Here is a 16,713-nt window from a genome sequence, read left to right as displayed (position 1 = left end):
AGGCCATGCATGCAAGCATACAGGCGGCGTTATCGGCCTTCGACCTCGCCGCGCAAGAGCGGCGCCTGCTGAAGATCGATTTCCCCCATGACGATGGGCCGGCCGGCGCCATCCTGCTGGTCAATTCGCTGACCGCCAGGGAAGAAGTATCGCGCGACTTCCGTTTCGAAACCGAGCTGCTGTCGGACGACGCGCATATCGCGCTCAAGGCCATGATGGGCCGCATGGTGACCATTTCCATGGTGCGCGACGATGGCACGCTGCGCCACTTTAACGGCTATGTGGGCGAATTCTGCCTGCTGCGCGCCGACGGCGGCTTCGCCTGGTACCGGATGGTGCTGCAGCCGTGGCTGGCCTTTGCCCGGCTGCGCCAGGACAACGTGTCCTTTCATGGCCAAAGCGTCATGCAGCTGACCGAAACAACGTTTGCGCATTACGAGCAGCGCGACTGGAAAACCAGCATCCATGGCGACGATCCACAGATCACCTGCGCCAACCAGCACAATGAAACCGACTACAACCACCTGCACCGGCGCTGGGAAGCCCTCGGCTGGCATTACTGGTACGAGCACCGTGCCGATGGCCATACCTTGTGGCTCGCGGACAACAGCACCCTGGCTGACATGATCGCCACAGCATCCGGCGACGGCGCCATGCGCTTTCACGCCGAGTCGGGTTCCCTGGAAGACGATGGCCTGCAACAATGGCAAGCCGTGCGCCGGATCGGCTCAGGACAGCTGACCTTGGCCAGTTTCGACTATAAAAATCCGCAGCCACGCCTTGCCAGCGGCTACTCGCTGAATCGCCAGGGCGACGTATTTGCCCACGAGTTGTATGAAGATACGGGCGCCTATGGCTACAGCAATGTCGATGATGGAGAGTCCCTGGCACAGCGCCGCATGGAAGAAAGCGACCATCTGCGCCAGTATTTCGAGGCGGCAGGCAATCACCGTGGCGCGCAGCCCGGCCTTTGTTTCCGGCTCGATGGACATTTCAGCGCCGAGGAAAAGCGCTATCAGCCTGGCCAGGAACGCCCGGACAGTATTGCCGAACGCGAATACCTGATCCTGTCAGCCGAGCATATCGCCAGCAACAATTATCAAGCGGGCCCCAGCGCGCCATCGGATTATGCTAACACGCTGGTGTGCGTGCGGCGGGACATTCGCTGGCGCCCGGGCCGTGGCTACAACAGCACGCCGTGCGTGGTTGCCGGCGTGCAGACGGCACTGGTGGTCGGGCCGGCCGGGGAAGACATCCATACCGATGCCCTGGGACGCATCCGCCTGCAATTTCACTGGGACCGCCTGGGCAAATTCGATGAACGCAGCTCGCCATGGATACGGGTCATGATGCCGATGGCGGGACCGCAAATGGGACAGATCGCCTTGCCCCGCGTGGGACAGGAAGTGGTCGTGCAATTTCAGGACGGTAATATTGACCACCCCATCGTCATCGGCGTCGTCTACAACAGCGCCAATCCGCCGCCGTGGCAATTGCCGCAGCAACGCGCCCTGTCCGGCGTGCGCAGCCGCGAACTGGGCGCCCGCAGTGCCAACCACCTGGTACTCGACGATACCAAGGGGGCGATCCAGGCACAGCTGCGCAGCGAGCACCAGGACAGCAGGCTTTCATTGGGCAACATCACCCGCATCGACGACAATGCCGGGCGCAAGGAAGCGCGCGGCGCGGGCTTTGAATTGGCCAGCAACGCCTGGGGCGCCCTGCGCGCTGCCAGAGGCATGCTGATCAGCACAGAGACTTCGGCAGGCGCCGCGTCGATCAAACAGCTCGACGAAACACAGTCCCGCCTGGCGCAGGCACGCCAACTGCATGAGGGACTGGCCGGCATGGCCGTCGATGCGGGCGCGCAGGACAGTACCGCACAGCAAAGCGCCGTGGCCGACACCATCCAGCGGCAAAACGCCGCCATCAAGGGCAGCGGCGGCGACTTCCCGGAACTGTCCGAACCACATCTGGTGCTGGCCAGCCCGGCCGGCATCGAGCTGAGCACGGCCCAGTCCATCCACCTGGCCGCCAGCGAGCATGTGGCGCTCACCAGCAGCAAACATATTTCACTCGCCAGCGGCGACAGCATGTTTGCCAGCATCGCCAAAACCTTCAGCCTGTTCGTGCACAAGGCCGGCATGAAACTGATCGCCGCCAGCGGCAAGGTAGCCATCCAGGCCCAGAGCGACGAGGTGGAAATCCTCGCCCGGAAAGTGCTGTCGCTGATCAGCGAAGCGGACTGGGTCAACATCAAGGGCAAGAAAGGCGTGCGCCTGCACGGCGCCAACCACATGCTGGAAATCAGCGACAAGGTGCAGTTCTTCACCTCCTCGCCCGTGCTCTTCAACGGCAACCTGGAAACCCTGGCGCCGAAGAGCGTGTCGCAGGAATTCAATGAACGGCCACACAGCAGTTTTGACCAGGAAGTGTTGCTGGTGAATGTCGACGATACACCGGCCGTTGGCCTTGCTTTTGAAATCCTGCGCGATGACGGCAACATGCCCGGCAAAAGCGCGGAAGACGGTTCCACGCAACTACAAAAATCCACGGGCATGGACAGCTACATCATTCGCTATAAGGGAGAACTGCCATGAGTGACAACGATGAGCTGAACAAACGAGGTAATCATCCAAGAGAATTTACACAGGGTGTGGGCGGATGGGCTGAGTACGCGGTGCAGATGACCAGAACCAGCGACACAGCACGCCATGAGGTCGCCAAGCCTCCAGGCAAAGTGATACCGATTATCTTTCTGCCGGGTGTCATGGGCAGCAACTTACGTATGTCCAAGGCGCGGCAAAAACGGTTGGAGCGCCCGGACAATCGAGCATGGCGACCGGACGACTTGATGGGGGTGGGAGGGATGGCAGACGTTGCAGCCGGAACTGGTTTAGGCGGATGGTTCAGAGAAGCTACGCCTCAACAACGTCAATTGGTGTTTGACCCCAACGAAACAGAAGTCGAATACTACCATTACACAGAAAACAATGGACGATTTGACGCGGAGGGACCACAAACAATGGCTTCCGATATACGACATCAGAACGTTCCTGACAGTCTGACAGCCATCCCTCCCCTGATGGGCTCGAACAGAGTCAACCCCGGCAGCCGTCCTGTACAAGGGAAACCGCAAGCGTTCACAACTCCAGCGCAGGTAGCCCGATGGCGCGGCTGGAGCGAAGTGTTATTTGATGGAGCTTATGGCTCCATGCTCCAACACACTGAAAAGCACATGAACAATATGGTGTTAGGCGGGAAGCTGCATCCAGTCTGGCGCGGGACAAGTGGCTTGAGTGCGTCGGTAATGAAAGACCCATCCACGTTTGGTGGCATATCAGGCAATCCCGTAACGGAAGAAGACTTGAAAAAAATCGCGGCATGCTGGTACCCAGTTCACGCGATGGGCTACAACTTTGTGCAGAGCAATAGCGTCACTGCCGTGACCATTGCCAAACGCCTAAGAGGCCTGGTCAAAGGTTATCGTGAGCGAGGATTCAATTGTCATGAAGTCATTCTGGTCACACACAGCATGGGGGGCCTGCTGGCCCGCGCCTTGATACACCCTGACTATGGAAAAATAGTCAACGACAGTGACCTGACCATACTTGGCATTTATCACAGTGTTATGCCAGCCATCGGCGCCGCCGGGGCGTATAAGCGCATGCGATTCGGCTTTCAGGAAAAAGACACTACTGCCGGTGAATACGAAGCTGAGGTACTTGGCATCAATGGTGTCCATGCGACCGCCATTCTGGCGAATGCCCCGGCACCGCTGGAGATGATGCCTGGCGTCGTGTACGGTGAAAAATGGCTCAGGGTGGTAGATCAGCAAGACAAAGAACTGTGGAGCTGGCCGCGCGAGGGCGCTACAGCATTGGATGCTATTTATTTGCAACCACCAAATGCGTGGTGGCGGCTAATAAATCCAGAATGGATAAATCCGGCAAAAATAGAAGAAAAAAATGGTGGTGGTTTGATGAACGTTAATCGCAGGCTCAAAAACGCGTTTGAATTTTTAGAATCAATAAAAGATACGTTCCACACCCTTACTTATGCAAGCTACTGCGCATCACCGAAGCGTTTAAGTTATGGCAACGTCGCATTCAAAGTAATCCATGGGCTTAACAGCGGGCTACCAGATGCAAAAGAAAGACCCAAGTCACTCTCTCCTGAAAAATGGTCTCTGCACGGAGACAACGCCAAAAATGAGCTTATTGTTCAAGCTGGCCCTCAAAAACTACGATTGCGGCTAATGCCAGCCAGTGCCGCTGGCGATGACACAGTACCCTCAAAAAATTTAGAAAAGTGCTTTAAAAAAGAACGGTTATTTATTCATGGGGTGAAAGATGGAACTGATTACGGGCACCAAGATAGCTATTCGAATCCAAATGTACTTGCATCAATGCTATATTCCATTATACAAATCGCAAAAACAGCAAAGTGGAATTGATCATGTTTAGTCAAAAAAAAATTCTTTTCACCACTATTGCAATGTTTGGATTGTTCCAACCTTTCAAAGCGCTAAGTTCGATCGAGGAGAATGCCGTGTCAGAAAATATCGCTCTTACTAAACGTCTTGAAGTGCTCTTTCTAAAAACGAAATTGGTATGTTTTGGGCGCTACACCCTGCGCATACCGCAAGAGACAGAATTGATTTTTGGGGAAACATCACTACCATCAACGATTGAAATAAGAACCGATGGATTGGCAGGACGCGACAAACAAGTTCTAGAAGATATTGAACGAATAAAATTCAACAACCCAACTTCGGAAATTATCTACAATGGAAAATCCCCAGCCGAAGGCATTTGGCAGATTCAATATTTCCCTGACAAATATACCAAAAATGAAGGCAATGTATATTTCAATACGTACATTACAAAAGGAAATATCACATTTACCATAGGAGACACTACTCCTGAAGGAAAAACAAGAATGGATGTCGCTGCCGAACAAATAGTTCGTGCAAATAATTTTCGATTACGCGAAGAATCTGACATACCGACGGAACCGGGAAATTGCATTCCTTACGGATTCATTAAGGGAAATAGCTATGAGGAACAGGAAATAGTTAGTGCGGGGCTGTATTTCCCCAGTTTTCCTGACGTCACATTTTCAGTAAGCTCGAATAAAAATGCATATATGGATTATTCGAGTGAATTGTATGAAAAAATGCACATTGAACTATCCCTCTTGGGCCGTATTGATATGGCCAAGAAAAGACAAGGCAATCGCTATCCCAAGAGAACCCTGCTACGCGAGGGCAAACGCAACGTCCAGCACTGGCAAGGAGAAGAGTCGCTGATACGACGAACAGATGGCGTACACGATTTTGAATGGGCCCTGGTCGGCAAACCGCGCGATGTCGCGAATCCATCTGTACTGGAGGCGCATATGTACACCAAAGTCGCCCACAACATGGTCGGCGCCGCCGAAGCCGCGTCGCTGACGGACGAAGAGGCCATCGCCTTGTGGGACAAGCTGCTCTCCGGCCTGAAGTTCCGGGTGAAAGTGCCGGGTGCGCCGCCGGGTTCGTATTACATCGATCCGGACAAGCCGGCGCAGTGACAATTGACAAACTCATGCTGGCGCCGTGCAAGCTGTTGCGCTAGCATGCTCCTTTTGCCCGGAAAGCCCCCATGCCCATCACCCTGCGCCCCGCCCTGCCCTCTGACATCGACGCCCTGTGGGCCCTGCGCACGGTGGCCGTGCGCGTCAGTTGCGCCACGCACTATGCGCCGGAACAGATCGCCGCGTGGACGGCCTCGCCCGTGCCGGCATCGTATGGCGCCATGCTGGCTGCCGGTGGCGGCATCGTCGCCATGCAGGACGAGGCCATCGCCGGCTATGCCATGCTCGATGCGGACAAGCAGGAAGTCGATGCCGTCTTCGTCGATCCCGCGCGCGCGGGACTCGGTATCGGCAAGCGCCTGCTGGCGGCGCTGGAGCAGCTGGCGCGCCAGCGCGGCATCGTGCGCCTGCACCTGTCCGCGTCGCTCAATGCGGAGCCGTTTTACCGGGCCGCCGGTTTTGTTGCCTTGCGCGCGGAAGCCTATGCGCACCCGAGCGGCATCAGCCTGGCCAGCGTGGCGATGGAAAAGGCGCTGGCGGCGGCCTGAACCTTCAATCAGGCACCGCGCCTGCCTCGGACTCAGCCAGGCATTGCTGCAGCTTCGCGATCAGGGCGCGCACTTCGTCGTCGCCCAGATCCAACGGGTCGCCGTGCGCGCCGACGGCGATCAGGCAGATGGCCGAGCCGTCGTACCAGGCGTCGAGGCGATCCTTGTCTTCACTCATATTGTTCTGCCTCATGTTGCAAATCCCTCCGTAAATCGTCCGGCGCCGCGATGCTGGCGCGGCCTTGCGGCACGGGGAAAACGGACGCCAGCTGGCCGTTGCCGGCCATGCCTGGCAGCCATTTATGCAAAAAATCGCCCAGCGCGATGGCGCGCGGCTGGAAATGTCCCCACTCGCCGCTGGCGCACGCTTGCGCGTATGCCGCTTCCGGCCAGAATGGAATCGCCACCTTGGCGTCGGCTTGCGCCGTGGCCCAGCCGTCGTGGTGCAAACCCCACACTTCTTGCGTATCGGCTACCTTGCGCACAAAATAGCCATGGCGTTCGGCGGACGGCAGGCCCATCACCTGCTTGAACTTTTCAGGATGCACGGTTTCCCCCTGCCTCGTCCCATACCCGCAGCTGCGGCGTGCACCAGCCCGTCACCAGGTCGAGGGCATCCAGTATCACGTCTTCCCGCGCCTCATCCTGCGCGCCGTCCTGCGCAGACGGGCGCAATTCCTGCAGCAAGCCGGCCACTTGTGCCGCCGTCACGCCGCTGGCCTTGTAGCGCAGCAGGATGGCGCGCAGCGTCAATAAACCTGCCCCGGACTCCAGCGCGGCGAGCAGGTCTCTGTCGATCTCGGCGATGATGGTGTGCGGCATGTCAATCCGCCTCCCACGCGATGGCGGCCGACCGCGCGCCGCCCGTCCTGAAAAAATCGGCAAAGGCACGCTGGCAGTGTTCCACATCAATGCACCACGCTTCCGGATACTCATCCACCTGGCCATTCGACAGCAGATAGCTGCAAACGCCGTCTGCCTCCTCGTCGCCCAGCGAGTGAAAACTCAAGTCTTCCTGGCCCGACAGATACATCAGCCAGGCGTTGCCGCCATTGCGCAGCATGCACAGGGCCGGGCCCTGCTCCGCATCGGTTGCCATGGTCAGCCACAGCTCGCACTGGGCCAGGGCGCGCGCTTCCATCAGCGCCTGTTCCAGCGCAGCGATGGTGTCGACGGCGCGCGCCTCCCCATGCAGATTCAATTCCATTGTCATGTTGTGCTCCCGCTCAAATCGTTCGTCGCCAGGGCCGTACTCAGATACAGCTTGCCGCTGAGGTCTTTCAATAAACTGCTCTGGCGCAGGCGGTCCATCACGGGGCCCTTTACTTCGGCCAGGTTCAGGCTGATGCCGCGCTTGGCCAGCGTGCTGTTGAGCTCGATCAAGCCCAGCAAGGCGGTGCTGTCGATCTGGTTGACGGCCGACAGCACCAACACCAGATGGCGCGCCGTCGGGTGGCCGCGCAGCTCGTCTTCCACGCGCTCCGTGACGGCTTCCACGTTGCCAAAGAACAGGCCCGCATCGATGCGCAGCAGCAAGACGTCGGGCAAGGTCTGCGCCTCGTAGCGCTCCACGTTGCGGAAGTGCTCGCTATTCGGAATACGCCCCAGCACCGCGATATGCGGGCGGCTGGCGCGCCAGATCAGCGTCCCCATCGACAGCAGCACGCCGATCACCACGCCCGCTTCCACGCCCAGCACCAGCACGCCGGCCGTCGTCGCCAGCAGGGCCAGCGCATCGCTGCGGTCGTAGCGCCACGACAATTTCAAGGTATCCCAGTCCAGCAGGCTGCTGACGGCAAAGATGATGGTGGCCGCCAGCACGGGCAGCGGCAGCAGGGCCAGCCAGCCCGTGGGCGCCACCAGCGCCAGCGCGAGTAGCCCCGCCGTGATGATGCTGGCCAACGGCGTGTTGGCGCCCGCCTGGAAATTGACGGCCGAACGGGAAATCGAGCCCGTGACGGGAAAGCCGCCCGACAGCGCACTGGCCACGTTGGCCGCGCCCAAGCCCAGCAGTTCCCGGTTCGTATGCAGCTTTTCACCGCGTTTTTGCGCCAGGGTCTGGGCGGCGGACATGCTCATCAGAAAGATGATGAAGGCGATCAGCAACGCCGGCGACAGCAAGGTGCGCCAATGGGCGCCCGAGGTGGCCAGATTCAGCCCCGGCAAGCCGCTGGGCACGTGGCCCGTCGTCTGCACGCCCATCGCTTCCAGGCCGCCATAGGCGACGAGCGCGATGCCGGCCAGCACCAGCGCCATCGGCGCCAGGCGCGCGCCCACGTCGGCGGCCACCTTGTTCAGCCCGCAGCGCTGCAGCAGGCGCGATGCGTAGCGCTTGGCCAGCCACAGGAACAGCAGGCCGGACAGCCCCAGCACGAGGCTGGGCGTGTGCCAGTGTGGCCAGGTGGCCCCCAGCAGGGGCGTGATCTGGCCCCAGATGATCAGGATGGCGGCGCCATTGCTGAAACCGCTGATCACGGGACGCGACAAAAAGCTGGCCATGAAGCCCAGCCGCAGCACGCCGCACAGCAACAGGACGAGGCCGCTGATGAAGGCCAGCTGGGCGGCCAGCACGATGTACAGCGAGGAGCCGGGGTCGGCCAGCGGCGCCAGGGCCGCGGCCGTCATCAGCGAGACGATGGCCATGGGGCCCACCGATTGCGTCATGCTGCTGCCGAACAAGGCATACAGCACGGGCGGCAAGATGCTGGCGTAGATGCCGACCACGGGCGGCAAACCGGCCACCAAGGCGTAAGCCATGCCTTGCGGCACCATCATCATGGCGACAACGATACCGGCGGTGATGTCTCCGGCCAACAGAGGACGCCGGTATTGCCTGAGCCAGAGCAGCATGGATGATCCCAAAATCTGAAAACCGAAGCCTATCATGCGACGAGGCCGGCTGACAGGGGGAACGCGATCAGTCTGGCAGCAATTGCGCCTTCACGGCATCGAGGATTTCCGCCGACAGCGCTTCGTCATCGACGGAACGGGCCAGCACCATGGCGCCCACCATGGCGGCAAACGTGGCAATGGCCTGCTGGCGCCGCCGCTCGGGCGCACCATCGGGCGCGCCGCCGGGCAGCAAGCCTTCCAGCAGCGCGAACTGCTGCCGCGTGGCTTGCGTAAACGCGGGGCGCGCGCCGGGCGACATGCGCGCCACGTCGACGCCCATGGCCGCCGCCGGGCAGCCGCCGCCCGGCTGGTCGCGGTGCCGGGTGGTCAGGTAGCTGTCGATGATGGCCGGCAGCGCGCGCTGCGGGTCGCTGGCAACCTTCGCCCGCCAGCCTTCCAGCGACTTGTTCAAGGCATGCTGGCACGCCTCGATCATCAAGTCTTCCTTGGACGCGAAATGGCCATAGAAGCCGCCATGCGTGAGGCCCGCGTTCTTCATCAGGTCGGCCACGCCGATGCCGTCATAGCCCTTTTCGCGGAACAATCTTGCCGCCACGTCAACGATGCGCTCGCGGTTCAGCGCCGCCTGCTCCCTGCTCACTTTCATGCTGCCCTCCTGCATTTATGTCAATCATCATATAACTTTACGCCCGTTTGCGCCACTCTGTTAGCAAGCGCACCGTTTGATGGCGGCGCCGCGCCGATACTGGGTCTTCGTTTCCAGGGAGGCCAGCATGAACGAAAACAAAGACCAGTCCGCCGGCAACTTGCAGCGCGCCATCCAGCAGGAGCAGGATGGCCGTGATGCCGTAGCAAAAGGCAAACAGGACAGCAAGCAGCCCGTACAGACGGGCAGCCGCAGCCAGCCAGGCACACCCCTGCCCGCCCAGCACCTGGACAAACCGGGCATCGAGGGGCAAATGCAGTTGAAACCGCGCTTCCTGGCGCCCGATTACTGTGGCAGCGGCAAGCTGGCCGGCATGGTGGCCGTCATCACGGGCGGCGATTCGGGCATCGGGCGCGCCGTGGCCGTGCTGTACGCGCGCGAAGGGGCCGATGTCGCCATCATTTACCTGAACGAACACGCGGACGCCAACGAAACGAAGCGCTACGTGGAAGCGGAAGGCCAAAGCTGTCTTTTGATCCCCGGCGACGTGCGCGACCAGGGCTTTTGCCAGCAAGCCGTCAGCCAGGTGCTGGAGAGGTTCACGCACATCGATGTGCTGGTGAACAACGCCGCCTTCCAGGAGCACGCCGAATCTTTGCTGGACCTGAGCGAAGAACGCTTCGACCTGACCATGAAGACCAATGTCTACGGCTACTTTCACATGGCCAAGGCCGTGCTGCCCCATTTGCAGCGGGGCGCGTCCATCATCAACACGGGTTCCGTGACGGGTTTGCAGGGTTCCAAGCACCTGCTCGACTATTCCACCACCAAAGGCGCCATCCATGCGTTCACTATGGCGCTGGCCGGCAACCTGCTCGACAAGGGCATCCGCGTGAACGCCATCGCACCCGGCCCCGTCTGGACGCCGCTCAATCCGGCCGACAAGTCGCCCGAGGAGATCGAGAAATTCGGCCAGGACACGGACATGCGCCGCCCGGCCCAGCCGGAAGAACTGTCGCCCGCCTATGTCTTCCTGGCCTCGCCCGCCTGTTCCAGCTACATCAGCGGCATCGTCCTGCCCGTCACCGGCAGCGTGGGAGACTAGCCGATGGCGCGCGCACTCTGGAAAGGCGCCATCAGCTTCGGGCTCGTGCACATTCCCGTCGAGCTGATTTCTGCCAGCCTCGACCACGAACTGGACTTGTCCATGCTGGACCGGCGCGACTTCGCGCCCATCGGCTACAAGCGCTACAACAAGCAGACGGGCAAGGAAGTCGAGTGGGACGACATCGTCAAGGGCTATGAATACAAGACGGACGAGTACGTGGTGCTGTCCGACGAGGATTTAAGGCAGGCGAACGTGAAGGCCACGCAAACCATCGACATCCTCACCTTCGTCGATGCGGCGGAAGTGCCGCTGACCTTTTACGAGCACCCGTATTACCTGCTGCCCGCCAAGGGCGGCGAGAAAGTCTATGCGCTGCTGCGCGAAACCTTGCGCAAAGCTAACAAAGTGGGTATCGCCAGCGTAGTCATGCGCACCAAGCAGCATTTGTGCGCGCTCGTCTGCGTGGGCGACGCCATCGTGCTCAACACCCTGCGCTACGCTGATGAAATCCGCCCCACGGATGACCTGGACTTGCCCGCCAGCACCCTGAAGGCGGCCGGCATATCCGACAAGGAACTCAAGATGGCCCTGTCGCTCGTGGAAGGCATGAGCGAAGCGTGGGAACCGGAGCAATACCACGACAGCTACCGCGAAGACGTGCTGGCGCTGGTCAAGAAGAAAATCAAGGCGAAACAGACCAAGACCATCACGCCGCCCGCCCCCGAACCGGAAGAGGAACACGCCAGCAATGTGATCGACCTGGTCGCCCTGCTGCAGCAAAGCCTGGGCAAGAAGACGTCCGCGGCACCGGTCCGCAAGCGGACGGCCGCGTCCCCCGCGCGCAAAACGGCGTCCGCCAGGCGCAAGGCGGCCTGAGGCACGCCCCACGCCACCGAGAATAGTCAATACTATAAATGCATTGACTTTGATCAAGCTTCTCGCTACGTTATGCACAGGCCTGCCAGCCGGCAAGCCCCTGTCTCGCGTGCGGAAAAAAATGGATGCCGAGTTAGATCAGCTTATCCTCAGCGGCGCCCCTGGCGGCGTCGTCATCACGAACGAAGAGCACGCCGTCGTGCGCTGGACGGTGGGTGCCCAGCGCATCTTCGGCTATGCCAACGACGAAGCGCTGGGCCGCACGCTGTGGGAGCTGATCTCCTTGCCCGGACAAGCCGAGGCGGCACAGCTGATCGACGAACAGCTGACCCTGCATGGCAGCTACGACCGCGAATCGCTGCGGCGGCGCAAGGATGGCGAACTCATCCACGTCGATGTCGCGTGCCAGGTGGCACAGGCCGGGGCGGATGCCCCCCGCTACCTGATTTCCACCATGAAGGACACGACCTTGCTGAAGGCGGCGCGCGACGCCCAGTTCGTCGAGGTGCGCTACCGCGTGCTGTTCGAATCGACGCCGGACAGCGTCATCATGGTCAATGCCACGGGCGCCATCGTGCTGGCCAACCAGCAGGCGCAGCGCCTGTTCGGCTACGCGGAAGGCGAATTGAACGGCAGGCAAATCGATAGTCTGCTGCCGCAACGGCTGCGCCATTCGCACGTGGCGCACCGCGCGCGCTATTTCGACCAGCCCCGCACGCGCACCATGGGCGCCGACCTGGAATTGCTGGGCCTGCGCAAGGACAACGTCGAGTTTCCCGTCGAAATCAGCCTGTCGCCCATCCAGACGGAGATCGGCACCTTCGTCATCAGCGCCATCCGCGACGTCAGCGACCGCCGCCGCGCCGAGCAGAAGTTCCGCGGCCTGCTCGAATCGGCGCCGGACGCCATCGTCATCGTCAACGGCGATGGCGAGATCGTGCTCGTCAACTCGCAGACGGAACGCCTGTTCGGCTACTCGCGCGCGGAGTTGCTCGGGCGCAATGTGGAAGTGCTGATCCCGGCCCGCTACGCGATGGACCATCCGCGCCACCGCCATGCGTTTTCCACGGCGCCGCGCGCCCGCTCCATGGGCGCAGGGCTGGAACTGTACGGCTTGCGCCGCGACGGTACCGAATTTCCCGTCGAAATCAGCCTGTCGCCGCTGGAAACGGACGAAGGCGTGCTCGTGTCGTCGGCCATCCGCGACATCTCCGAGCGCAAGCGCATCGAACGCACGCTCAACGAGCAGAAAGTCGAACTCGAACGGGCCAGCCAGGCGAAGGACCGTTTTCTCACCAGCATGTCGCACGAGCTGCGCACGCCGCTGAATGCCATCCTCGGCTTTGCCCAGCTGCTGGCCAACGAAGCCTTGCCCGCCACCGTGCTGCAAAAACGCACCTTCGTGCAAAACATCGTCACCTCGGGGCGCCACCTGCTCACCCTGATCAATGAAATCCTCGACCTGGCGAAGATCGAATCAGGCAGCCTGAGCCTGTCGATGGAAGCGGTGACGCTGCCCGCGCTGATCGAGGAAGTGCGCGTGATGGTGGAAGAACAGGCGCAGCAGCGCCAGATCCACCTGATCTTTCCCGCCTGCGAAGCGCTGACGCTCAGGGCCGACCATACGCGCCTCAAGCAAGTGCTGCTGAACCTGCTGTCGAATGCCATCAAGTACAACCGTCCGGCCGGCAAGGTGGAGCTGGAAATTTCGCAGCCCGATGCGCTGTGCGTGCGCATCGCCATCCGCGACACGGGCAAGGGGCTGGACGACGCGCAGATGGCCGAACTGTTCCAGCCGTTTAACCGCCTGGGGCAGGAGGCCGGCAGCGAAGAAGGCACGGGCATCGGCCTGGTCGTCACCAAGCGCCTGGTCGAACTGATGGGCGGACGCATGGGCGTGCACAGCTGCCTTGGCGAGGGCAGCGTGTTCTGGATCGAACTCGACACCATGGCCGCGCCGCCCGACAGCATGCCGCTGGATACGGAGGGGTTATCCGAGCCTGCCGGCGACGCCGGGGACGACGCCAGCGGCCAGGCGCTGCTGCTGTACGTGGAAGACAATCCTGCCAGCCTGCGCCTGGTGGAAGACATCGTCAGCTTCCTGCCGCATCTGCGCATGATCTCGGCCACCGATGCGCGCCAGGGCATCGCGCTGGCGCTGGAACGCCAGCCCGATGTCATCCTGATGGATATCAACCTGCCCGGCATGAACGGCAACCAGGCGCAACGCATTCTGCGCAACGATCCGCGCACGGCGCACATCCCCGTCATCGCCCTGACGGCCAACGCCATGAAGGGCGACATCCGGCATGGCCTGGCCGCGGGCTTTTTCCGCTACCTGACCAAACCCGTCGAGATTCCCCAGCTCAACGCCGCCATCGACGAAGCCCTGCAGCTGGCGCGCGCCACCGTGACATTCAAGCCGGAGGCGTAAAGGCCAGCTTTTTCATCGCCGCATCGAGCCCTTTCGCGCTGCGCGCATAGCCAGCCCACGGCGCGTTGCCCACGTCGAGACGGCTGTGGACATTGCCCACGTTCCATTGGTCGCCCGCCTTCAGCTGGTCGAGCTCCTCCCAGGCCAGCGGCACGGAAATGCCCAGCCCCGAACGCGTGCGGGCCGACCACGCGCACACGGTGGTGGCGCCCCGGCCATTGCGCAAATAATCGATGAAGATCTTGCCGACCCGGTTGGACGGTCCGCTTTTCAGGACAAAACGCTGGGGAATGAGCTGCGCCATGTGCGCCACGATGGCTTGCGAAAACGCCTTGACCGTATCCCAGTCGTGTTTCGGGCGGATCGGCACGACCACGTGCAAGCCCTTGCCGCCGCTGGTTTTCAGCCAGGCGGGCAAGCCCAGTTCCGTCAAAAAGGCGCGCAGCAGCACGGCCGCTTCGCGGATGGCGGGCCAGGCCACGCCCTTGCCCGGGTCCAGGTCGAACACCAGGCGGTTCGGCGTGTCGTAGGCGCTGGCCAGTGCATTTTGCGTGTGAAATTCCACCACATTCCACTGCGCCGCCGACAACAGGCCCTGTACGCTGGCCACTTCCAGCATGCTGGCATGCTCGGGATCGAGGCCGGGATCGAGCTGTTTGACGCCGGGCATGGCGGACGTGTCCGCATGCTTCTGGAAAAACAGCTCGCCGCCCACGCCGGACGGCGCGCGCACCAGCGACACGGGCCGGCCCCGCAAATGCACGAGCATCAGCTTGCCCACGAGCGCGTAGTAGCGCACCAGGTCGATCTTCCTGGCGCCGCTGTCCTTGTCGATCACCCTGTCCGCATGGCTGACCTTGAAACTGGCCGGCAAGACGCTGTCCGGCCTGGATTGGTTCGGCATCGTCTTCTCCCTGTCGATTCGCTGTGGCCGCTCGCGCACGATGGCGGCCGGCTGTTTATCCGCACGCAAGCCGTGAAACACGGCGTGGCGCACGGCGCCGCCGCTGGTCCATTGCGCAAAGCCGACCTCGGCCACCAGCTCCGGCTTGACCCAGATGGGCTGGCGCACGCCGCCCGCCTTGCCCGCAAACGGACTCGTCTCGATGGTCAGGGTGTCGAGGCGGCGCCGCAAGTCGCGCAAGGCCGCATCGTCAAAGCCGCTGCCCACATTGCCCGCATAGCGCAGCTTGCCCTGGTCATCGTGCACGCCCAGCAGCAGCGAACCGATGCCTTCGCGCGCGCCTTGCGGCGCCGTATAGCCGCCGATGACGAATTCCTGGCGCAGCCCGCATTTGAGCTTGATCCAGTCGCCGGAACGCCGCGTGACGTAGGGCGAGCCGCGCCGCTTGCCAATCACCCCTTCCAGCCCCAGGCGGCAGGCGTGGGCCAGCAATTGCCGGGGTTTGGCGTCGAGCGCTTCGCTGAAGCGCAGCAGCGGCGAAGCCGGCAAGCGCTGCAGCAGCTGTTCCAGCAAGGCCCGGCGCGCCTCGACCGGCTGGCCGCGCAGATCGTGGCCGTCGAAAAACGGCACGTCGAACAGGTAATACACGATCTCGCTGGTCGTGTCTGCCTCGAAGGCGCGCTGCAAGGCGCCAAAATCCGGATGGCCGCTGGCGTCGTTGACGACGATTTCGCCGTCATACCAGCCAGGCGGCAAGCCCAGCTTTTCCAGCGCCTGGCGCAGCTTCGGCAGTTTCGCCGTCCAGTCGTTGCCATTGCGCGTGATCAAACTGACCCGTTCGCCATCGCAACGCGCGAGGATGCGGTAACCGTCGAATTTCACCTCGAACATCCAGTCTTGCGCGTCTAGCGGCGGCGCATCGACGAGCGTGGCCAGCTGCGGCGACAGGGCGGCTGGCAGCTTCGCGGCTGGCGCAGCCGCCTGCTCCGCGCTGTGTTTGCGCCTGGGCATGGCCTTGTGCTTGACGCTGTCGGGGAATTCGTCGACGACAGAAAATTCCAGCGCCGGCCGGGCATATTCATCTTTTTCCTTGATCAGCAGCCAGGCGGGCTGCTTTTCGCCCTTGCCCTTCATGCGCACGAGCACCCACTTGCCGTGCATCTTGTGGCCATGTACGGTGAATTTCAGCTCGCCGGCCGCCAGCGCCTTGCGCGCATCGGGCGTGGCCGGCTGGGGCTGCCACGTGCCCTTGTCCCAGATGATGACCTTGCCCGCGCCATACTGTTTTTCGGGGATCGTGCCTTCAAAGCTGGCGTAGGCAATCGGGTGGTCTTCCACTTGCACGGCCATGCGCTTGTCGCGCGGGTCGTAGCTGGGGCCTTTCGGCACGGCCCAGCTTTTCATCGTGCCGTCCAGTTCCAGGCGAAAGTCATAGTGCAGGCGGCTGGCCCAATGCTTCTGGATGACGAAGGTAAGCCCGCCGCCCGCCGCCTCGCCGCCCGCCGCAGGCTCGGGCGTGACGGCGAAGTTGCGCTTGGCTTGATAGGTTTTCAAGGCGGCTTTCATGGCGGACCCATGCGGTGACGATGGCATCGAGTCTAGGCCGCCAGGGGCCAAGGCGCGGTACGCCAGCTAACAGAGCGCCTGCCCCGGCAAATGTAAGTGTTTGTAATTGAGAGAAAACGTGTCAACGCAATTGCCGCACGGCGCGTTTTTGGCTCAGTGACAGGGGAAATGCATCTCCTGAACTACAACCCCACTTCTCGA

Annotated in this window: 14 protein-coding genes; 7 read left to right on the top strand and 7 right to left on the bottom strand. The window is 61.6% G+C overall.

The genetic code is table 11. The annotated features are described in order from the left end of the window. The first annotated feature begins 5 nt into the window (after nucleotides 1-5). The 4 genes from OX462_RS10470 (at nucleotide 6) to OX462_RS10455 (ending at nucleotide 6,125) form a co-directional block, all read left to right on the top strand. Nucleotides 6-2,600, top strand: a complete 2,595-nt coding sequence (locus tag OX462_RS10470; protein ID WP_409028360.1) for a type VI secretion system Vgr family protein — start codon at nucleotides 6-8, stop codon at nucleotides 2,598-2,600. Next, nucleotides 2,597-4,456, top strand: a complete 1,860-nt coding sequence (locus OX462_RS10465) for a Tle4 family T6SS lipase effector (protein WP_409028359.1) — start codon at nucleotides 2,597-2,599, stop codon at nucleotides 4,454-4,456. The genes OX462_RS10470 and OX462_RS10465 overlap by 4 nt, the downstream gene beginning before the upstream one ends. Nucleotides 4,457-4,458: 2 nt before the next feature. After that, nucleotides 4,459-5,574, top strand: a complete 1,116-nt coding sequence (locus OX462_RS10460) for a T6SS immunity protein Tli4 family protein (RefSeq protein WP_409028358.1) — start codon at nucleotides 4,459-4,461, stop codon at nucleotides 5,572-5,574. Nucleotides 5,575-5,645: 71 nt separating this feature from the next. After that, complete coding sequence (locus OX462_RS10455; protein WP_409028357.1) at nucleotides 5,646-6,125, top strand: GNAT family N-acetyltransferase; 480 nt, start codon at nucleotides 5,646-5,648, stop codon at nucleotides 6,123-6,125. Nucleotides 6,126-6,129: 4 nt separating this feature from the next. Here OX462_RS10455 and OX462_RS10450 read toward each other — a convergent pair whose 3' ends face one another. The 6 genes from OX462_RS10450 to OX462_RS10425 form a co-directional block, all read right to left on the bottom strand. After that, nucleotides 6,130-6,318: a hypothetical protein gene (locus tag OX462_RS10450; RefSeq protein WP_409028356.1), complete on the bottom strand. Its 189-nt coding sequence runs from the start codon at nucleotides 6,316-6,318 to the stop codon at nucleotides 6,130-6,132. Then, nucleotides 6,296-6,673 (bottom strand): DUF2750 domain-containing protein, encoded by a 378-nt coding sequence (locus OX462_RS10445; RefSeq protein WP_409028355.1) that lies wholly within the window; start codon nucleotides 6,671-6,673, stop codon nucleotides 6,296-6,298. Before OX462_RS10445 ends, OX462_RS10450 begins: the two co-directional genes overlap by 23 nt. Next, complete coding sequence (locus OX462_RS10440; protein WP_409028354.1) at nucleotides 6,663-6,947, bottom strand: hypothetical protein; 285 nt, start codon at nucleotides 6,945-6,947, stop codon at nucleotides 6,663-6,665. The genes OX462_RS10445 and OX462_RS10440 overlap by 11 nt, the downstream gene beginning before the upstream one ends. A gap of 1 nt (nucleotide 6,948) precedes the next feature. Next, nucleotides 6,949-7,338 carry an Imm1 family immunity protein gene (locus OX462_RS10435; protein ID WP_409028353.1) on the bottom strand — a complete coding sequence of 130 codons (390 nt, stop codon included), beginning with the start codon at nucleotides 7,336-7,338 and terminating at the stop codon, nucleotides 6,949-6,951. Then, nucleotides 7,335-8,975 (bottom strand): SulP family inorganic anion transporter, encoded by a 1,641-nt coding sequence (locus OX462_RS10430; RefSeq protein ID WP_409028352.1) that lies wholly within the window; start codon nucleotides 8,973-8,975, stop codon nucleotides 7,335-7,337. The genes OX462_RS10435 and OX462_RS10430 overlap by 4 nt, the downstream gene beginning before the upstream one ends. Before the next feature lie 67 nt (nucleotides 8,976-9,042). Next, entirely contained in the window at nucleotides 9,043-9,624 is a 582-nt protein-coding gene (locus OX462_RS10425; protein ID WP_409028351.1) for a TetR/AcrR family transcriptional regulator, read from the bottom strand. 127 nt (nucleotides 9,625-9,751) lie between these two features. Here OX462_RS10425 and OX462_RS10420 point away from each other — a divergent pair, with 127 nt between their 5' ends. The 3 genes from OX462_RS10420 (at nucleotide 9,752) to OX462_RS10410 (ending at nucleotide 14,042) form a co-directional block, all read left to right on the top strand. Then, nucleotides 9,752-10,729: an SDR family oxidoreductase gene (locus OX462_RS10420; RefSeq protein ID WP_409028350.1), complete on the top strand. Its 978-nt coding sequence runs from the start codon at nucleotides 9,752-9,754 to the stop codon at nucleotides 10,727-10,729. A gap of 3 nt (nucleotides 10,730-10,732) precedes the next feature. Continuing rightward, nucleotides 10,733-11,608 (top strand): non-homologous end joining protein Ku, encoded by an 876-nt coding sequence (locus OX462_RS10415; protein WP_409028349.1) that lies wholly within the window; start codon nucleotides 10,733-10,735, stop codon nucleotides 11,606-11,608. Nucleotides 11,609-11,729: 121 nt separating this feature from the next. Next, on the top strand, nucleotides 11,730-14,042 hold the full coding sequence (locus OX462_RS10410) for a PAS domain S-box protein (protein ID WP_409028348.1): 2,313 nt from the start codon (nucleotides 11,730-11,732) through the stop codon (nucleotides 14,040-14,042). Here the strand turns inward: OX462_RS10410 and ligD are convergent. After that, nucleotides 14,026-16,512 (bottom strand): DNA ligase D, encoded by a 2,487-nt coding sequence (gene ligD / locus OX462_RS10405; RefSeq protein ID WP_409028347.1) that lies wholly within the window; start codon nucleotides 16,510-16,512, stop codon nucleotides 14,026-14,028. The two genes, OX462_RS10410 and ligD, sit on opposite strands and share 17 nt — an antisense overlap. Nucleotides 16,513-16,713 lie beyond the last annotated feature (201 nt).

The organism is Janthinobacterium aestuarii (assembly GCF_046113285.1).
In the GTDB taxonomy this organism is placed as follows: Bacteria; Pseudomonadota; Gammaproteobacteria; order Burkholderiales; family Burkholderiaceae_D; genus Janthinobacterium.
The sequence above is the reverse complement of the archived record's forward strand: the minus strand, read 5'-3'. Positions and strand labels throughout refer to the sequence as shown.